The organism is Burkholderia sp. BCC1996, from assembly GCF_905339955.1.
GTDB lineage: Bacteria > Pseudomonadota > Gammaproteobacteria > Burkholderiales > Burkholderiaceae > Burkholderia.
Map to the genome: position 1 here is coordinate 96,718 of NZ_CAJPHM010000003.1, position 16,749 is coordinate 113,466.

The following is a 16,749-nucleotide window of genomic DNA, read 5'->3' on the forward strand; positions in this document are numbered from 1 at the left end:
GCTTCGCTGTTTGTCGTTCCTCGTTCTTTTCCGCGCCACGCCGGCAAGCGCGCACCGATTCCTCCGATTCCCGCGGCATGCGGCCCGAATGGCCGTTGCCCGTCCGATTCATTTAAAGGAGCCTCGCCATGTCGCTCGCCGTGGTGCGCAGTCGCGCGCCGGCGGCCGGCCGCGCGCCGGACGTCACCGTCGAAGTCCATCTTGCCAACGGATTGCCGTCGTTCTCGATCGTCGGCCTGCCCGATCTCGAAGTCCGCGAAAGCCGCGAGCGCGTGCGCGCCGCGCTGCAGAACTGCGGATTCGACTTCCCCGTCAGGCGCATCACCGTCAATCTCGCGCCGGCCGACCTGCCGAAGGAGTCCGGCCGCTTCGACCTGCCGATCGCGCTCGGCATCCTCGCCGCGAACGGCCAGCTCCCGGCCGACGCGCTGGCCGGCCGCGAATTCGCGGGCGAACTGTCGCTGACCGGCGCGCTGCGGCCGATGCGGGGCGCGTTCGCGATGGCGTGCGGCGCGGCACGGGACTGGCGCGCCGCGGCGACTGGAGCGGGCTTCGGGTCCTGCGCCGCGCAGACCGGATCCGGCTTCGGGCCCGCCGCCGCGGGGCCCGGCGCGGGCTTCGGGTCTCGCGCCGCGCAGACCGGATCCGGCTTCGGGCCCGCCGCCGCGGGGCCCGGCGCGGGCTTCGGGTCTCGCGCCGCGGCCGTCGCGCCGTCCGGGCCGGCGGCCGCAGCCCGTCCGCCCGAGCTGTACCTGCCGCTCGACAGCGCGGCCGAGGCCGCGCTGGTGCCCGGTGTCACCGTGTTCGGCGCGCCCGACCTGCCCGCGCTGTGCGCGCATCTGGCCGGTGCGCCGGATGCCCGGCTCGCGCCGGTCGAGGCGCCCGGCCTCGACGGCGTGCCGGCGCCGGCCGCCCCCGATCTCGCGGACCTCGTCGGCCAGCGCGGCGCCCGGCGCGCGCTCGAAGTCGCCGCCGCGGGCGGGCATCACATGCTGATGATCGGGCCGCCCGGCGCCGGCAAGTCGATGCTCGCCGCGCGGCTGCCCGGCCTCCTGCCGCCGCTGACCGACGACGAGGCGCTGGCGTCGGCCGCGCTCCTTTCCGCGAGCCGCATCGGCTTCTCGCCCGCGCACTGGCGGCGGCGCCCGTTCCGCGCGCCGCACCACTCGTCGAGCGCCGCCGCGCTGGTCGGCGGCCGCAACCCGCCGCAGCCGGGCGAGATCACGCTCGCGCACCTCGGCGTACTGTTTCTCGACGAGTTGCCCGAATTCGACCGGCACGTGCTGGAGATGCTGCGCGAGCCGCTGGAAGTCGGCCGCATCACGATCTCGCGCGCGGCGCAGCAGGCCGACTTCCCCGCCGCGTGCCAGCTGATCGCCGCGATGAATCCGTGCCCGTGCGGCTGGCATGGCGATCCGTCCGGGCGCTGCCGCTGCACCCCGGAGCTCGCCACGCGCTATCTGCGCAAGCTGTCGGGGCCGTTGCTCGACCGCATCGACATCCAGATCGACCTGCCCGCGCTATCGCCGGCCGAACTCGCGTCGCGCGCGACGGCGCCCGGCGAGCCGAGCGCCGCGGTCGCCGCGCGGGTCGCCCGGGCGCGGGCGCTGCAGCTCGACCGGCAGGGCAAGACCAATCACATGCTGAGCGGACGCGAGACCGACGACCTGTGCCGGCCGACCGACGACGGTGAGCGGCTGCTGCGCGAGGCCGGCGAGCGCTTCGGCTGGTCGGCACGCGCGTATTTCCGCGTGTTGAAGGTCGCACGGACGATCGCCGACCTGGCCGGCGACCCGTTGCCGACGGCCGCGCAGATCGCCGAGGCGATCCGCTACCGGCGTGCGCTCACGGCACTGTGAATGCCCGCGGAGGACAAAATACGACTGTCAAGACTTGACTTATGCACAATTTCGCGAATCCGGCCCCTGATCACCCGGCGCGGGCACTCCTTCGTCACGAGATTCGTATCCCTTTGTTTTTATTGATTTTTCCGAAATTGATGGCCAACCGTCAAATGCGCCGGAAGGCCGTCCGGCGCGGCTTTGCGGGCGATTCGGTCAACTTTTCAACAAAGTTATCCACATGCGCTGTGGATAGCCGAAAAATCCCCGCAAAATCCGGCGATTAGCGTCGAAAGCTGCGAATGAACTTTCAATTGTCATGAAGTGTCCGAGCGCCCGCGCCGGCCGCTGTTCAGTCGAGTTTGAACGAGCCGAAAAACTGGTCGAGCTGCTCCTGCTCGAGCGGCCCGTCGGCGATCGCGACGGCCTGGTACGCGTGCCGGCCGCGCGCCACGAGCCGCGCGACGATCGTCTTGCGCGAGCGGTCGCCGCCGCTCGCCGCGCCCGCGATGCGCAGCTCGAGCCCGTTCACCGCGCCGCCGGCCGCGAGCGGCACCGGCACCGAGGCCGTCTGCGGCACGCCTTCGAGATTGCGCGACAGCCCGGAACGCAGGAACTCGAGCGCCGCGCGGCGCGTGTCGTCGCGGTCGTCGGGCAGTGTCAGCGTGCCGACCGCGAACACCGCGCCGTCGACGTGCGCGGCCTGCATCCGCATCGGCATCGACGCGCCACCGACCGCCACCGGCTGGTTCTCGACGGTCGGCTTCGCCGGCAGGTCGATCGTGTAGCCGGCGTCGTTGTGCAGCGTACGCCAGTCATATGACGGCGAGCACGCGGCCAGCGCCGCGCTCACGCACGCGAGCGCGGCGAAGTGTCGCAGCGGACGAAAAAGGGGGCGCAACGGATCGATGACTTCCTTCGGCATGGCAGTGATGGGGACAGGCAAAAGGCTCATTATCCGCCGAAGCCGACACCCGGGATGTGTGGCGGCCGCCGGTGCGCGCGCCGCATTCGCGCTAAAATAACCGCCGAATTTCGACGTCCTTTGCATCGACCCGCGTCATCGACCGACTCCGAGAGCACCGCAGATGAACACCACGCCTCCCGCCCAGCGCCGCACCGGCCCCGCCCGCTATATCGTCGCGGCCGTCGTCGTCGCGGCCATCGCCGTTGCCGGCTTCTTCGCGTTCAACGGCAAGTCCACCGTGCCGGACGCCACGTTCACGCTGCTGTCCGGTCAGAAGGTGTCGACGGCCGGCGACCTGAAGGGCAAGGTCTACCTCGTGAACTTCTGGGCGACGAGCTGCGCGACCTGCATGCAGGAAATGCCGCAGATGGTCGATACCTACAATCGCTTCAAGGGTCAGGGGCTGGAGTTCGTCGCGGTCGCGATGAACTACGATCCGCCGATGTACGTCGCGAACTATGCGCAGACGCGCCAGCTGCCGTTCAAGGTCGCGCTCGACGACGGCAGCGTCGCGAAGCAGTTCGGCAACGTGCAGCTCACGCCGACCACCTTCGTCGTCGACAAGGACGGCAAGATCCTGAAGCGCTACGTCGGCGCCCCGCAATTCGCGGAACTCGACGCGCTGCTCAAGAAGGCGCTCGACGGCAACGCGGCCTGAGCGCCGCCGGCCGCACCGCACGACAAGGCTCGCAGGGCCGCCTACCGCGCCCTGCTCCGCATGACGGACCGCACGACCGGCCAGCCCGGTTCCGCGGTCCGTCTCTTTTTCAGCGCTCGGTTTCGCCTTTCGCCGACAGCCCGTAGCGCTTCATCTTCTCGTACAGCGTCGCCTTGCCGACATGCAGCCGGTCGGCGGTCGCGGCAACCGCGCCGCCCGTCTGGTTCAACGCCTCGGCAATCACCGCGCGCTCGAACTGCTCGATGCGCTCCTTCAGCGTCTGGTCGCTCTCGGCGTCGTCGCCGCTCGCACCGGCTTCCTGCGGCATGTCGGCGACGCCGAGCACGAAGCGGTCGGCCGCGTTGCGCAGCTCGCGCACGTTGCCGGGCCAGTCGCGCTGCATCAGGCTCGCGCGCTGCCGGTCGGTCAGCACGGGGGCCGGCCGCCCGTAGCGCACGGCCGCGTCGAGCATGAAGTGCTCGAATAGCGGCACGATGTCCTCGCGGCGCTCGGAGAGCGGCGGCAGCGCGATCGTCACGACGTTGAGCCGGTACAGCAGGTCGCGCCGGAACGTGCCGGCCGCGACGAGTTCGCTCATGTCGCCTTTCGCGGCCGCGACGACGCGGCAGTTCACGCGGATCGGCTGATTCGAGCCGAGCCGCTCGAGCACGCCGTCCTGCAGCACGCGCAGGAGCTTCACCTGCAGCGCGAGCGGCATGCTTTCGATTTCGTCGAGGAACAGCGTGCCGCCGGACGCATATTCGAGCTTGCCGACGCGGCGCTTCGCGGCGCCGGTGAACGCGCCGGGCTCGTAGCCGAACATCTCCGACTCGAACATCGGCTCGGGCAGCGCGCCGCAGTTCACCGCGATGAACGGCTTGTCGCGGCGCGGCGACAGCTCGTGCAGGCTGCGCGCGATCAGTTCCTTGCCGGCGCCCGTGTCGCCGTTGATCAGCACCGATGCGTCGGTGGGCGCGACGTTCGCGATCAGCTTGCGCACCTGTTCGATCGCCGGACTGCGGCCGATGATGCGCGGCGCGACGATGTTCTGGCCGGCCAGCTCGCGCCGCAGCGCATGGTTCTCGAGCACGAGCTCGCGCCGCTCGAGCGCGCGGCGCACCGTCTCGATCAGCCGCTCGGCCGCGAACGGCTTTTCGATGAAGTCGTACGCGCCGTCGCGCATCGCCTGCACGGCCATCGAGATGTCGCCGTGGCCGGTGACGAGGATCACGGGCACGTCGGGCACGCGCTCGCGGCACTGCGCGAGCAGGTCGAGCCCGCTTGCGCCGGGCAGCCGGATGTCGCTGACGATCGCGCCCGCGGTTTCCGCGACGATCGCCTTGTCGGCCGCCTCGGCCGATTCGAACCCGACGACGTCGAACCCGGCGAGCTGGAGGCTCTGCACGCTCGCCCGGCGAACGAGCGCATCGTCTTCGATATAGATCACTTGCAGCCGGTTGGCCATCGTAGTCACTTGCTCCTGACAGACCGCGCGGCGGTGGTGCGCGCGGCTCTCGTTGATGCGGTCGTGCGGTGCCTAGCGCGAGCCCGCCGGCTCGGACACGGCGTCCGGATGATGCGTGCGCGCGCGTCGCAGCGTCAAGACGAACAGCGCGCCGCCGGACGGCGCATTGCGCGCGGTCAGCGCGCCGCCCGCGTCGCTCGCGATCGACGACGAGATCGCGAGCCCGAGCCCGAGCCCGCGCCCCATTTCCTTGGTCGTGAAGAACGGTTCGAACAGCCGCGGCAGCAGCTCGGGCGCGATGCCGGAGCCGTTGTCGCGCACCTCGACCGCGAGCGTCGCGACCGACACCGCGATCGTCACTTCGATCGCCGGTGCGGCGACGCCCGCGACCGCGTCGAGCGCGTTGCCGAGCAGGTTGATCAGCACCTGTTCGAGGCGCAGGTCCTCGCAGCGGGCGACGAGTTCCGGATAGTCGCGCGCCAGGTCGAGCGGCGCATCCTGCGCGGGCGACACCGTCGCATCCTGCAGCGTCAGCGTGAGCGCGACGCCGCGCAGCCGGTCGCCGAGCAGCGACAGCACGCTGCGCAGCGCGCGCACGACGAGCGCCTGTTCGTTGCGCGGCTTCGCGCGGCCGACGAACAGCTTAAGCTGGTTGGTGATCTTGCCCATCCGCTCGGTCAGCGCGGCGATCGCCTCGAGGTTCTCGCGCGCGGCCGCCTGCTCGCCGCGATCGAGCAGCACGCGCGTGTTGTCCGAGAAGCTGCGCAACGCCGCGAGCGGCTGGTTCAGTTCATGCGTGATGCCGGCCGCCATCTGGCCGAGCGCGGCGAGCTTGCTCGCCTGGATCAGTTCGTCGTGCGCGGCGCGCAATTCCTGCTCCGCGCGGATCCGGTCGCCGACTTCCTTCTGCAATTGCTCGTTCGCTTCCGACAGGTCGGCCGTGCGTTCCTCGACGCGCCGGTTCAGCTCCGCATACGCCTGCTGCAGCAGCGCGCGGCCGCGGATCATCTCGCGCACGCGCGCGCGGCGCATGCGCCAGTAGAACGCGAGCAACGCGACCGACACGAAGCCGAAGCCCGTGACGATCGTCGCGTTGCGCGCGTCGGCGTCGATGGGCGCGATCGGCGCGAGCGTGACGAGCAGCCAGTCGGGCTCGCCGATCCGCCGCTTGCTGGCGAGGAAACGCGGCGCGCGCAGGCCGGGGCCTACGCCGGCCGCACCGAGGCGCACGATCTCCGCATCGGCGCCGAGCACCTGCTCGACGCGCAGCGGCAGCGGCGTGACGGGCTGCTGAGCGTACTGGCGCGTCTCGTAGATCGACGCGGCGACGGGCCCCGTCAGCGGATGCAGCGTGTGGTACTTCCAGGCGGGCACGGACGACAGGAACACGACGCCGTGATCGTCCGCGACGACGAGCGGCTCGGACGCATCGGCGCCCTGGAACCATTCGAGATTGAGCTTCACGACGACGACGCCCGCGATCCTGCCGTCGCGCCACACCGGCTGCGAGATGTAGTAGCCGGGGTCGCGCGAGATCGTGCCGATCGCGAAGAAGCGGCCGACCCGGCCGTTCATCGCGTCGATGAAATATGGACGAAACTGGTATCCGTTCCCGACGAAGCTGTCCGGCGCGCGCCAGTTGCTGGCGGCGACGCACAGGCCGTCCGCGCCGATCACGTAGGTGACGGTCGCGTGCGCGTGTTCGTTGAGGTCTTCGAGATAGCGGTTCGCGCGCGCGGTGAAATCGGCGCGCTTCGGCTCGGCGAGCAGGTCCAGCACGTACGGATGGCTGCCGAGCAGATAAGGCAGCGATTCGTAGCGGTCGAGCGTGCTCTTGAGCGCGTTGGTGGTGCGGTCGACCCGCACCGCGGCGTTGCGCTGCAGCTCGGCGACGCCGCGCTGCCACGTGATGGTCCACGTCAGCGCGCACGCCGCCGCGAGCGCGGCGGCAAGCACGACGAGGATGAGCAGGCGGCGCTTCACGGACGTGACTTCCTGGCGATGCGGATCGCCTATTGTGTCATAGGGCGCCTCGTCGCTGCCCCGGCCGCCGCGCGGCGCCCCGCCCGCGGGCGGTGCCGCCGCCTGCTCCTTCATGACGTCAGACGCCGGCCGTCTCGGTCGACGTGACCTCGCCGCCGCCCTTCAGCGCCTGGCGCAGCTTGTTGCGGTCGAGTTCCTTCTCCCAGGCCGACACGACGACCGTCGCGACGCCGTTGCCGACGATGTTGGTCAGCGCGCGGCATTCGCTCATGAAGCGGTCGATGCCGAGGATCAGCACCATGCCCGACAGCGGGATCGTCGGCACGACGGCGAGCGTCGCGGCGAGCGTGATGAAGCCCGCGCCCGTGACGCCGCTCGCGCCCTTCGACGTCAGCATCGCGACCGCGAGCAGCGTGAGCTGCTGCATCCACGTCAGTTCGATGTTGGTCGCCTGCGCGATGAACAGCACGGCCATCGTCATGTAGATGTTGGTGCCGTCGAGGTTGAACGAATAGCCGGTCGGCACGACGAGGCCGACGACCGAACGCGAGCAGCCGGCCTTCTCGAGCTTTTCCATCAGTTGCGGCAGCGCGGCTTCCGACGAGCTCGTGCCGAGCACGATCAGCAGCTCTTCCTTGATGTACGACACGAAGCGGATGATCGAGAAGCCCGTGAAGCGCGCGATCGCGCCGAGCACGACCAGCACGAACACGACCGACGTCAGGTAGAACGTGCCGATCAGCTTGAGCAGCGGCACCAGCGAGCCGACGCCGTACTTGCCGATCGTGAACGCCATCGCGCCGAACGCGCCGATCGGCGCCAGCTTCGTGACGATGTGCACGATGCCGAACAGCACGCGCGTGAGGCCGTCGATGAAGTCGGTCACGACCTTGCCGCGCTCGCCGAGGTGCGCGAGCACGCTGCCGAACAGCAGCGCGATCAGCAGGATCTGCAGGATTTCACCCTGCGCGAACGCATCGACCATCGTGTTCGGGATGATGTGCATCAGGAAGTCGACCGTCGACTGCCCGTGCGCCTTCGCCGCGTACGATGCGACTTCCTTGCCGTTCAGCGTCGCCGGATCGATGTTGAAGCCGACGCCCGGACGCAGGATGTGCGTGGCCGCGAGGCCGAGCAGCAGCGCGAAGGTCGACACGATCTCGAAGTACAGCAGCGCCTTGCCGCCGACGCGGCCGACCTTCTTCATGTCTTCCATGCCGGCGATGCCGGTGACGACCGTACAGAAGATGATCGGTCCGATCACCATCTTGATCAGCTTGATGAAGCCGTCGCCGAGCGGTTTCATCTCGGTGGCGAGCGACGGATAGAAGTGGCCGAGGATCACGCCGACGATGATGGCGAAGATCACCTGCACATAGAGCACTTTGTAGAAGGGTTTCTTCTTCACGATGGTTCCTGCTGAAGTAGATGAGCCGGTGGAAACGGCGTCACGCGCGCAGGCGAATGTCTCAGGGGAGAAGGCATTCGCCCGCGCGGCTGCCGTGCCGCAACAAGCGATGCCTCAGGACATCCGGAGGGGGAGGAAGGCATTGGTCATCGGTTGTCTCCTTGCTTGCTGTAGTAGTTCGGCCGGGGGATGGCCGTGCGCTTTATATCGCAAGGTCGATGCCAGGTTTCCGGAACCCCTCAAGCCGTTGTTTTCATTGTATTTCTCATAATGCGGCAAGCAAGGAAATCCGGGATTCCGGATTTCCGGAAAATATCCGTCCGGCGATCCGGACGGAGCGATCGTTTCATCAGACGAATCAATGCTGCACGGCTTCACCGGCCAGCACGCCCGTCTGCGCATAGAACTCCTGCTGCGCGAACGCGTCGCGCTCGCGCCGCGCGCGCTCGCCGCGGTCCGCGAGCGAACCGACGACGATCCCGACGAACGCGAGCGGCACCGACACGAGCGCCGGATTGTCGAGAAACACCGGCGCGTGCGCGTGGTGCAGCACGTCGACCCACACCGACTTCGACAGCACCGTCAGCGCCACCGCCGACGCGAGGCCGAGGCCGCCGCCGAGCACCGCGCCGCGCGTCGTCATCCCGCGCCAGAAGATCGACATCGCGAGCACCGGGAAATTGGCGCTGGCGGCCACCGCCGCGACGAGGCCGACCATGAACGCGACGTTGACGTGCTCGAACAGGATCGACAGCGCGATCGCGACCGCGGACAAGCCGATCGTCGCCGCGCGCGAGATGCGCATTTCCAGCCGCTCGTCGGGCTTGCCGCGCGCCCACATCTGCGCATACAGGTCGTGCGAGATCGTGGTCGCGCCGGCGAGCGTCAGCCCGGCGACCACCGCGAGGATCGTCGCGAACGTGACGGCCGCGATGAAGCCGTAGAACCAGTTGCCGCCGACCGCCTGCGCGAGCTTCACCGCGACCATGTTCGAGCCGCCGAGCAGGTCGTGCGTCAGGTTGAAGGTGCCGTTCGCGCCGAGCCGGAAGAATTCCGGATGCTGCGCGAGCAGCACGATCGCCGAGAAGCCGATCACGAACGTCAGCAGATAGAAATAGCCGATGAAGCCGGTCGCGTAGAGCACCGACTTGCGCGCCTCCTTCGCGTTCGGCACCGTGAAGAAGCGCATCAGGATGTGCGGGAAGCCGGCCGTGCCGAACATCAGCGCGATGCCGAGCGACAGCGCGTTGGCCGGATCGCGAATCAGCTTGCCGGGCCCCATGATCGACAGCGCGCCCGGATGCACGGCCACCGCGCGACGGAACATCTCATCGACGCTGAAGCCGAATTCGGCGAGCGCGAGCAGGACGAGCAGCGTCGCGCCGCACAGCAGCAGCACGGCCTTGATCACCTGCACCCAGGTGGTCGCGGTCATTCCGCCGAAGAACACGTAGACGACCATCAGCACGCCGACGATCAGCTCGGCCGTGCCGTACGACAGCCCGAACAGCAGCTGGATCAGCTTGCCCGCGCCGACCATCTGCACGACCAGGTACAGCACGACGATCGTCAGCGCGTTCGCGGACGTCAGGAGCCGGATCGGCCGCTGCGCGAAGCGGTACGCGACCACGTCGACGAACGTGAACTTGCCGAGATTGCGCAGCGGCTCGGCGATCAGGAACATCACGAACGGCCAGCCGACCAGGAAGCCGATCGAGTAGATCAGCCCGTCGAAGCCGAACATGAACACCATCCCGGAGAGCCCGAGGAACGACGCGGCCGACATGTAGTCGCCCGCGATCGCGAGCCCGTTCTGCAGCCCGGTGATGCCGCCGCCGGCCGTGTAGAAGTCGCGCGTCGAACGCGTGCGGCGCGCGGCCCAGCGCGTGAGCGCGAGCGTCGCGAACACGAACGCGAAGAACATCGCGATCGCCACCGGGTTCAGCTCGACCTTGTCGGGCATCGGGCCCGCGACGCCGGTCGCGTGCGCGGCGGAGGAAACGAGAACGGCCAGCGCGCCGAGCGCGCTCGAAGTGCGTCGCATGTCGGCCTCCGTCACGAACGCTGCAGGATCGCGTCGACGCGGCGGTCGAACGCACGGTTCGCGCGCAGCACGTAGCACGCGGTCAGGCCGATCGCGACCAGGATGATCGCGACGCCCGCGGCGATCCCGACCGTGGTCGTCGCGCCGCGGTACAGCGGCGCCGCAAGCACGTGCGGCGCGAGCGCGACGAGCAGGATGAAGCCGTAGTACGTGGCGATCATCAGTGCCGTGAGCGTGAAGCTGAAGCGGCGCCGTGCGCGCACGAGCTGCTGGTAGTCACGGCGCGCCGTGACCGATTCGATGACGGAAAGCTCCATGGTGTCTCCAATGTCTCCTCGTCGTTTCGCGAGAAGTGTCTTGTGGATGGCCGGCGCGCCAATCGATCCGCCCGCGCCGTGGCGGCACGTCAATGCGTTACACGACGCGATCCGCGCGCAGTCGCGCGACCTCGTCGGCCGACATCCCGAGCCAGCCGCCAAGCACCGCGTCAGTATCCGCGCCGAGCACCGGCGGCGCGCCGCGCACCGGCAGTCGCTCGCCATCGAAACGGTACGGCGGTGCCAGCACGTCGACGCCGCCCGCGACCGGGTGCGGCTGCCGCGTGACGAGCCCCGCCCGGGTCGCGCGCTCGGATGTCAGCGCCTCGTGCAGCCCGAGCACTTCGCCGCACGGAATGCCGCCGGCGGCGAGCGCCGCGAGCAGCGTCGCGCGCGGCCGCCGCGCAAGTTCGCCGCGAATCTCCGGCAGCAGCGCGGCGCGGTTCTCCGAGCGGCCGAGATTGGTCTTGTAGCGTTCGTCCGCGGCGAGGTCGGGCCGCTCGATCGCATCGCAGAAACGCGCGAACTGCGGGTTGTTGCCGACCGTGATCACGAGCGGGCCGTCGGCCGCGTCGAACACGCCATACGGCACGACCGACGGATGGGCATTGCCATAGCGCGGCGGATCCTCGCCCATCAGCAGCGCATCGAGCCCGTAATACGCGGTGATCATCAGCCCGCAGTCGAACAGCGCCATCTCGATGCGCCGCCCGCGCCCCGTCGCATGACGCTCGTACAGCGCGGCGAGGACCGCCTGCGCCGAATACATGCCGGTGAACAGGTCGACCGCCGCGACACCGAATTTCAGCGGCGGCTGGCCGGCCTCGCCGTTCAGCGCCATCAGCCCGGCCTCGCCCTGCACGACGAGGTCGTAGCCGGGCCGCGCGGCTTCCGGGCCCGAGCGGTCGTAGCCGGAAATCGCGCAATGCACGAGCCGCGGATTGAGCGCGGCCAGCGCGTCGTAGCCGAGCCCGAGTTTTTCCGCGCCGCCGAACTTGAAGTTGTGCAGCACCACGTCGGCCTGCGCGGCCAGCTCGCGCGCGAGCCGCCGCCCTTCGCCGGTCTGCAGGTCGAGACAGATCGAGCGCTTGCTTCGGTTCACGCTGTTGAAGTAGGTCGTTTCGGTGTCGCCGATCCGCAAGCCCCAGTCGCGCGTGTCGTCGCCGCGCGCCGGATGCTCGACCTTGATCACTTCCGCGCCGAAATCGGCAAGCACCATCGCGCACCACGGGCCTGCCAGCACACGCGAGAAATCGAGCACCTTCACGCCGGCCAGCGGCAACGCGCGCGATTCGTTCGTCATCCTTGTCTCCTCCATTCGCGTCGTTCGTCTTTATTGTTTCGACAGCGCGATGTAGCGCGCGAGATGGTGATCCTCGTCGCCGAGCTGGTGATCGATCATCACGAGCCGCTTCGCGTAATGCGACAGCGGCAGCTCCCACGTCATCCCGATCCCGCCGTGCAGCTGGATGCTCTCCTCGGCGACCAGCGTGCCGATCCGGCCGATGGTGTACTTGGCCGCCGCGAGCGCGCGTTCGCGCACCGCGCGCGGCGCATCGAGCTGCGCGGCCGCGTTGATCACCGCCGAGCGCGCCTGCTCGACTTCGAGCAGCAGGTCGGCCATCCGGTGCTGCAGCGCCTGGAAGCTGCCGATCGGCATGCCGAACTGCTTGCGCGTGCGCAGGTAGTCGAGCGTCGCTTCCTTCGCGACGTCCATCGCGCCGAGCGCCTCCGCCGACAGCGCGAGCAGCCCGTAGCCGAGCACGCGTTCGAGCAATGCGGCGCCTGCTTCGTGATCCTGAGTTTCCGGCACGCCGAGCGCCGCATCGCCCGGCAGCACGACGCGCTCGAAGCGCACCTCGGCCGCGCGGCCGCCGTCGATCTTCTTGTAGTCCCGCAGCGACACGCCCGGCGCGTCGGCCGGCACGACGAACAGGCCGATGCCGGCCGCGTCGTCGTCCTGACCGGACACGCGCGCGCTGACGACGAAGAACGCCGCCTGCGCGGCCTGGTCGACGACGCCCTTCGCGCCCGTCAGCACCCAGCCGTCGCCGGTGCGCTCGGCGCGCGTGCGCACGGTCGTCAGTTCGTAGTGCGAGCCCGGCTCGTCGTGCGCGAACGCGGCGCTCGCGCTGCCGTCGATCAGCGCGGCCAGCCGCGCGCGATGCGCGTCGCCGCCGGCCAGCGCCAGCGCGCGACCCGCGAGCAGCGTGCCGAGGAACGGCTCGACCACGAGCCCGCGGCCGAGGCATTCGAACACCACGGCGATGTCGAAACCCGCGCCGCCGAAGCCGCCATCGGCTTCGGCAAACAGCGCGCCGACCGCGCCGAGTTCGGCGAAGCGCCGCCACATCGCGCGATCGAAGCCTTCGGCCGACTGCGCGATGCGGTCGCGCACCGGGAACGCGTACCGTTCGGCGATGAAGCGGTTCAACGTGTCCGCCAGCATCCGGCGGTCTTCTGTGTGCTGGAAATCCATCGTCGCGTCCCTCGTTACAGCCCGAGCATCATCTTCGCGATGATGTTCTTCTGGATCTCGTTCGAGCCGCCGAAGATCGACAGCTTGCGGTTGTTGAAGTACTGCTGCGCGGCGCTCGCGGCCTCGTCCGGGCCGACCGGCTCGCCGTCGTAATCGGCATCGAGCGCTGCGTCGACGAACGGCTGCGCGTACGGCCCCATCGCGCGGCGCATCAGCGCGGTGATCTCCTGGCGGATCTGCGTGCCGCGGATCTTCAGCATCGAGCTTTCCGCGCCCGGCACGCCGCCGCCCGCGACCGCCGCCAGCACGCGCAGGTTGGTCGTGCGCATGTTCTCGAGTTCGATCTCGACGCGCGCGATGCGCGCCGCGAAGAACGGATCGTCGGCGAGCGGCCGGCCGTTCTTCGTGACCTTCGCGGCCACCGCGCGCAGCCGCTCGAGCGCGGCCGTCGAGAAGCCGATCCCGGCGATGTTGGTCCGCTCGTACGTGAGCAGGTATTTCGCGCAGGTCCAGCCGCGGTTCTCTTCGCCGACCAGGTTCGCCACGGGCACGCGCACGTCGGTGAAGAACACTTCGTTCACCTCGTGCTCGCCGTCGAGCGTGATGATCGGGCGCACTTCGACGCCGGGCGTGTTCATGTCGATCAGCAGGAAGCTGATGCCCTCCTGCTTGCGCACGTCGGTCGCGGTGCGCACGAGGCAGAAGATCATGTTCGCGTAGTGGCCGAGCGTGGTCCACGTCTTCTGGCCGTTCACGACGTAGTGATCGCCATCGCGCACCGCGCTCGTCTTCACCGATGCGAGGTCGGAACCGGCGCCCGGCTCCGAATAGCCCTGGCACCACCAGTCGGTGCCGTCGAGAATGCGCGGCAGCCAGTGGCGCTGCTGCGCTTCGCTGCCGTACTTGATCAGCACGGGCCCGAGCATGTTGACGCCGAACGGCACGATGCGCGGCGCACCGGCGAGCGCGCATTCGTTGTCGAACAGGAACTTCTGCGCGACGCTCCAGCCGGGGCCGCCGTATTCGCGCGGCCAGTGGCTCGCGAGCCAGCCGCGGGCGTTCAGGATTGCGTGCCATTCGCGCATGTCGTCGCGCGTCAGGTGCAGGCCGCCCTTCACCTTGCGCGCGGTGCGCGCGGGCAGTTCGGCGGCGAGGAAGCGCTGCACTTCGGTGCGGAACGCTTCCTCTTCGGGAGTGAAATTGAGGTCCATCGTGGGTCCGTTGCGAATGCGGTGGGCGTTCAGTCGATACGGTTCAGGCTCGCGAAATCCGCGCCGCGCCCGACCAGCTCGACGAGCAGCGGCGACGGTTTCCAGAACAGCGGATCCTCCTGCGCGAACGCGCGGATGTCGGCGAGCACGTTCGCGAGGCCGACGGTGTCCGCGTAGTGCATCGGGCCGCCGCGATGGCGCGGGAAGCCGTAGCCGTACAGGAACACCGCGTCGACGTCGAGCGGGCGCAGCGCGATCTTCTCGTGCACGACGTTCGCGCCTTCGTTGATCATCGCGGCAAGGTAGCGGCGCAGGATTTCGTCGTCGGTGAACGTGCGCGGCGTGATGCCCTTCTTCGCACGCTCCTGCGCGACGATCGCCTCGACTTCCGGGTCCGGCGTGCCGACCCGCGCGCCGTCCGGATACAGGTAGTAGCCGCGCCCCGTCTTCTGGCCGAACCAGCCGCACTCGCACAGCCGGTCGGAAATCTCCACGTAGCGCGCGCGCGGGTCGCGCGTGGCCGCGCGGCGCTTGCGGGTCGCCCAGCCGATGTCGCCGCCCGCGAGGTCGACGACCTGGAACGGCCCCATCGGGAAGCCGAATTCGCGCACCGCGCGATCGATCTGGTACGGCGACGCGCCGTCTTCCATCAGGTAGTCGGCCGCGGTGCGATAGACGGCGAGGATCCGGTTGCCGATGAAGCCGTCGCACACGCCGGCGCGCACCGGCGTCTTTTTCAGCTGTTTGGCCAGCGCGAACGCGGTCGCGACGACGTCATCGGCGACGCGCGCCGGCACGACGATCTCGAGCAGCTTCATCACGTTCGCCGGCGAGAAGAAATGCAGGCCGATCACGTCGGCCGGCCGATCGATGCCGGCGGCCAGCTCGTCGATGTCGAGATACGACGTGTTGGTCGCGAGCACCGCGCCCGGCTTGCACACGCGCGCGAGCTCGGCGAACACCGCCTTTTTCACGGCCATGTCCTCGAACACCGCCTCGATCACGACGTCGGCCTGCGCGAGCGCGTCGTACGACGTGCTGCCCTTGAAGCGCGCGAGGCGCGCCGCGTGCGCGGCCGGCGTCATCCGCCCCTTCGCGACGAGCCCGTCGTACACCTTCCCGACATGCGCGCGGCCGCGCGCGAGCGACGCTTCGTCGCGTTCGATCATTGTCACCGGCAACCCGGCGTCGAGTGCCGCGACCGCGATGCCCGCGCCCATCGTGCCGCCGCCGACCACGCCGATCCGCTCGACCGGGCGCGCGCTCGCGCGGCGCGCCTCGGGCGCCTTCGCGGCCTCGCGTTCCGCGAAGAACGCGTGCACGAGGCCCGCGCGCTGCGGGCTGTCGACGCATTGCAGGAACAGGCTGCGTTCGAGCTTCATCCCCGCGTCAAACGACAGCGTGAGCGCGGCCTCGACCGCGTCGACGATCTTCGCCGGCGAGAACAGGCCGCGCGACTTCTTCGGCAACTCGGCGCGCGCCGCGTCGATCGCGGCCTGCGCGGCCGCGCGGTCGGCGAGGCCCTGCGCATCGCGGGTGCGCCGAGCCGGCGCGCCGAGCGACACGAGTTCCTGCGCATAGGCGAGACCTTCGGCGAGCGTGTCGTCGCTGTGCGCGACGCGATCGACGAGGCCGAGCGCGAGCGCTTCGTCGGCGCTCGCGTGACGCCCCGTCAGCATCAGGTCGAGCGCGGCCTGCGCGCCGATCAGGCGCGGCGCGCGCTGCGTGCCGCCCGCGCCGGGCAGCAGGCCGAGCGTGACTTCGGGCAGCCCGAGCTTCGCGCCGGGCACCGCGAGCCGGTAATGCGCGGCGAGCGCGACTTCGAGGCCGCCGCCGAGCGTCGCGCCGTGCAGCGCCACCACGACCGGCTTCTCGCTCGACTCGATCCGCTCGCAGACCTCGGGCAGCGACGGCGGCACGGGCGGCTTGCCGAATTCGCGGATGTCGGCGCCCGCGATGAAGTTGCGGCCGGCGCCGACGATCAGCACCGCGCGGATCGCGGCGTCGGCCTGCGCGGCGTCGAGCGCGTCGACGAGGCCGCGCCGCACATCGGCGGACAGCGCGTTGACGGGCGGATGGTCGATCGTGACGACGAGCACCTTGTCGCGCCGTTCGCGCGTGACGGTGCCGGTCTGGGCGGGTTCGGGGGAAGCGGTTGAATTCATCGTGTCTCCATTGCGGTGCGCCATGCGGGCGAGACCGGTCGCCGGGCCGGCGAGCGGCGCCGCTTCCCGATCCCGCGCGGCGGGAAACGATCCGGCGCATGTGCCGGGCATGACTCGATTCTCGATTGATCGAGATTCATTGACAATTCCCGCTCGACTTTACAAGCTGTCAAGTCTGACTTGACATTGAATGCTTTCGGACCGCTTCGGG

Annotated in this window: 12 protein-coding genes; 2 read left to right on the top strand and 10 right to left on the bottom strand. The window is 69.5% G+C overall.

Going from position 1 to position 16,749, the window contains the following annotated elements:
- Positions 1–128: 128 nt before the first annotated feature.
- On the top strand, positions 129–1,859 hold the full coding sequence (locus U4Z64_RS04685) for a YifB family Mg chelatase-like AAA ATPase (RefSeq protein WP_321819353.1): 1,731 nt from the start codon (positions 129–131) through the stop codon (positions 1,857–1,859).
- Positions 1,860–2,193: 334 nt separating this feature from the next.
- Here U4Z64_RS04685 and U4Z64_RS04690 read toward each other — a convergent pair whose 3' ends face one another.
- A complete protein-coding gene (locus tag U4Z64_RS04690) occupies positions 2,194–2,766 on the bottom strand; it encodes a hypothetical protein (protein ID WP_321819354.1) in 573 nt (190 codons plus the stop codon).
- A 163-nt stretch (positions 2,767–2,929) separates the two neighbouring features.
- Between U4Z64_RS04690 and U4Z64_RS04695 the strand changes: the two genes are divergently transcribed.
- Entirely contained in the window at positions 2,930–3,466 is a 537-nt protein-coding gene (locus U4Z64_RS04695; protein ID WP_044846739.1) for a peroxiredoxin family protein, read from the top strand.
- Between the two features lie 109 nt (positions 3,467–3,575).
- Here U4Z64_RS04695 and U4Z64_RS04700 read toward each other — a convergent pair whose 3' ends face one another.
- The 9 genes from U4Z64_RS04700 to U4Z64_RS04740 form a co-directional block, all read right to left on the bottom strand.
- Positions 3,576–4,931, bottom strand: coding sequence for a sigma-54 dependent transcriptional regulator (locus U4Z64_RS04700; RefSeq protein ID WP_321819355.1), 1,356 nt, complete (start codon positions 4,929–4,931; stop codon positions 3,576–3,578).
- A gap of 72 nt (positions 4,932–5,003) precedes the next feature.
- Positions 5,004–7,028 (bottom strand): sensor histidine kinase, encoded by a 2,025-nt coding sequence (locus U4Z64_RS04705; RefSeq protein WP_044846741.1) that lies wholly within the window; start codon positions 7,026–7,028, stop codon positions 5,004–5,006.
- A gap of 4 nt (positions 7,029–7,032) precedes the next feature.
- The gene (locus tag U4Z64_RS04710) at positions 7,033–8,322 is read right to left on the bottom strand and encodes a dicarboxylate/amino acid:cation symporter (protein ID WP_321819356.1); all 1,290 of its coding nucleotides are present in this window, start codon (positions 8,320–8,322) and stop codon (positions 7,033–7,035) included.
- 358 nt (positions 8,323–8,680) lie between these two features.
- A complete protein-coding gene (locus U4Z64_RS04715) occupies positions 8,681–10,366 on the bottom strand; it encodes a cation acetate symporter (RefSeq protein ID WP_321819357.1) in 1,686 nt (561 codons plus the stop codon).
- 11 nt (positions 10,367–10,377) lie between these two features.
- Positions 10,378–10,683, bottom strand: coding sequence for a DUF485 domain-containing protein (locus U4Z64_RS04720; RefSeq protein ID WP_014895931.1), 306 nt, complete (start codon positions 10,681–10,683; stop codon positions 10,378–10,380).
- A gap of 97 nt (positions 10,684–10,780) precedes the next feature.
- On the bottom strand, positions 10,781–11,986 hold the full coding sequence (locus U4Z64_RS04725; protein WP_321819358.1) for a CaiB/BaiF CoA-transferase family protein: 1,206 nt from the start codon (positions 11,984–11,986) through the stop codon (positions 10,781–10,783).
- 30 nt (positions 11,987–12,016) lie between these two features.
- Complete coding sequence (locus tag U4Z64_RS04730) at positions 12,017–13,162, bottom strand: acyl-CoA dehydrogenase (protein ID WP_321819359.1); 1,146 nt, start codon at positions 13,160–13,162, stop codon at positions 12,017–12,019.
- A 14-nt stretch (positions 13,163–13,176) separates the two neighbouring features.
- The gene (locus U4Z64_RS04735; RefSeq protein WP_044846745.1) at positions 13,177–14,373 is read right to left on the bottom strand and encodes an acyl-CoA dehydrogenase family protein; all 1,197 of its coding nucleotides are present in this window, start codon (positions 14,371–14,373) and stop codon (positions 13,177–13,179) included.
- A gap of 29 nt (positions 14,374–14,402) precedes the next feature.
- On the bottom strand, positions 14,403–16,538 hold the full coding sequence (locus U4Z64_RS04740) for a 3-hydroxyacyl-CoA dehydrogenase NAD-binding domain-containing protein (protein ID WP_321819360.1): 2,136 nt from the start codon (positions 16,536–16,538) through the stop codon (positions 14,403–14,405).
- Between the last annotated feature and the right edge of the window lie 211 nt (positions 16,539–16,749).

What these genes read in the sequence shown, in the direction of transcription:
- U4Z64_RS04690 (WP_321819354.1), bottom strand. Translation starts at nt 2,766, where the DNA reads ATGCCGAAGGAAGTCATCGATCCGTTGCGCCCCCTTTTTCGTCCGCTG.
- U4Z64_RS04725 (WP_321819358.1), bottom strand. Translation starts at nt 11,986, where the DNA reads ATGACGAACGAATCGCGCGCGTTGCCGCTGGCCGGCGTGAAGGTGCTC.
- U4Z64_RS04735 (WP_044846745.1), bottom strand. Translation starts at nt 14,373, where the DNA reads ATGGACCTCAATTTCACTCCCGAAGAGGAAGCGTTCCGCACCGAAGTG.
- U4Z64_RS04695 (WP_044846739.1), top strand. Translation starts at nt 2,930, where the DNA reads ATGAACACCACGCCTCCCGCCCAGCGCCGCACCGGCCCCGCCCGCTAT.
- U4Z64_RS04705 (WP_044846741.1), bottom strand. Translation starts at nt 7,028, where the DNA reads ATGAAGGAGCAGGCGGCGGCACCGCCCGCGGGCGGGGCGCCGCGCGGC.
- U4Z64_RS04715 (WP_321819357.1), bottom strand. Translation starts at nt 10,366, where the DNA reads ATGCGACGCACTTCGAGCGCGCTCGGCGCGCTGGCCGTTCTCGTTTCC.
- U4Z64_RS04685 (WP_321819353.1), top strand. Translation starts at nt 129, where the DNA reads ATGTCGCTCGCCGTGGTGCGCAGTCGCGCGCCGGCGGCCGGCCGCGCG.
- U4Z64_RS04700 (WP_321819355.1), bottom strand. Translation starts at nt 4,931, where the DNA reads ATGGCCAACCGGCTGCAAGTGATCTATATCGAAGACGATGCGCTCGTT.
- U4Z64_RS04720 (WP_014895931.1), bottom strand. Translation starts at nt 10,683, where the DNA reads ATGGAGCTTTCCGTCATCGAATCGGTCACGGCGCGCCGTGACTACCAG.
- U4Z64_RS04740 (WP_321819360.1), bottom strand. Translation starts at nt 16,538, where the DNA reads ATGAATTCAACCGCTTCCCCCGAACCCGCCCAGACCGGCACCGTCACG.
- U4Z64_RS04730 (WP_321819359.1), bottom strand. Translation starts at nt 13,162, where the DNA reads ATGGATTTCCAGCACACAGAAGACCGCCGGATGCTGGCGGACACGTTG.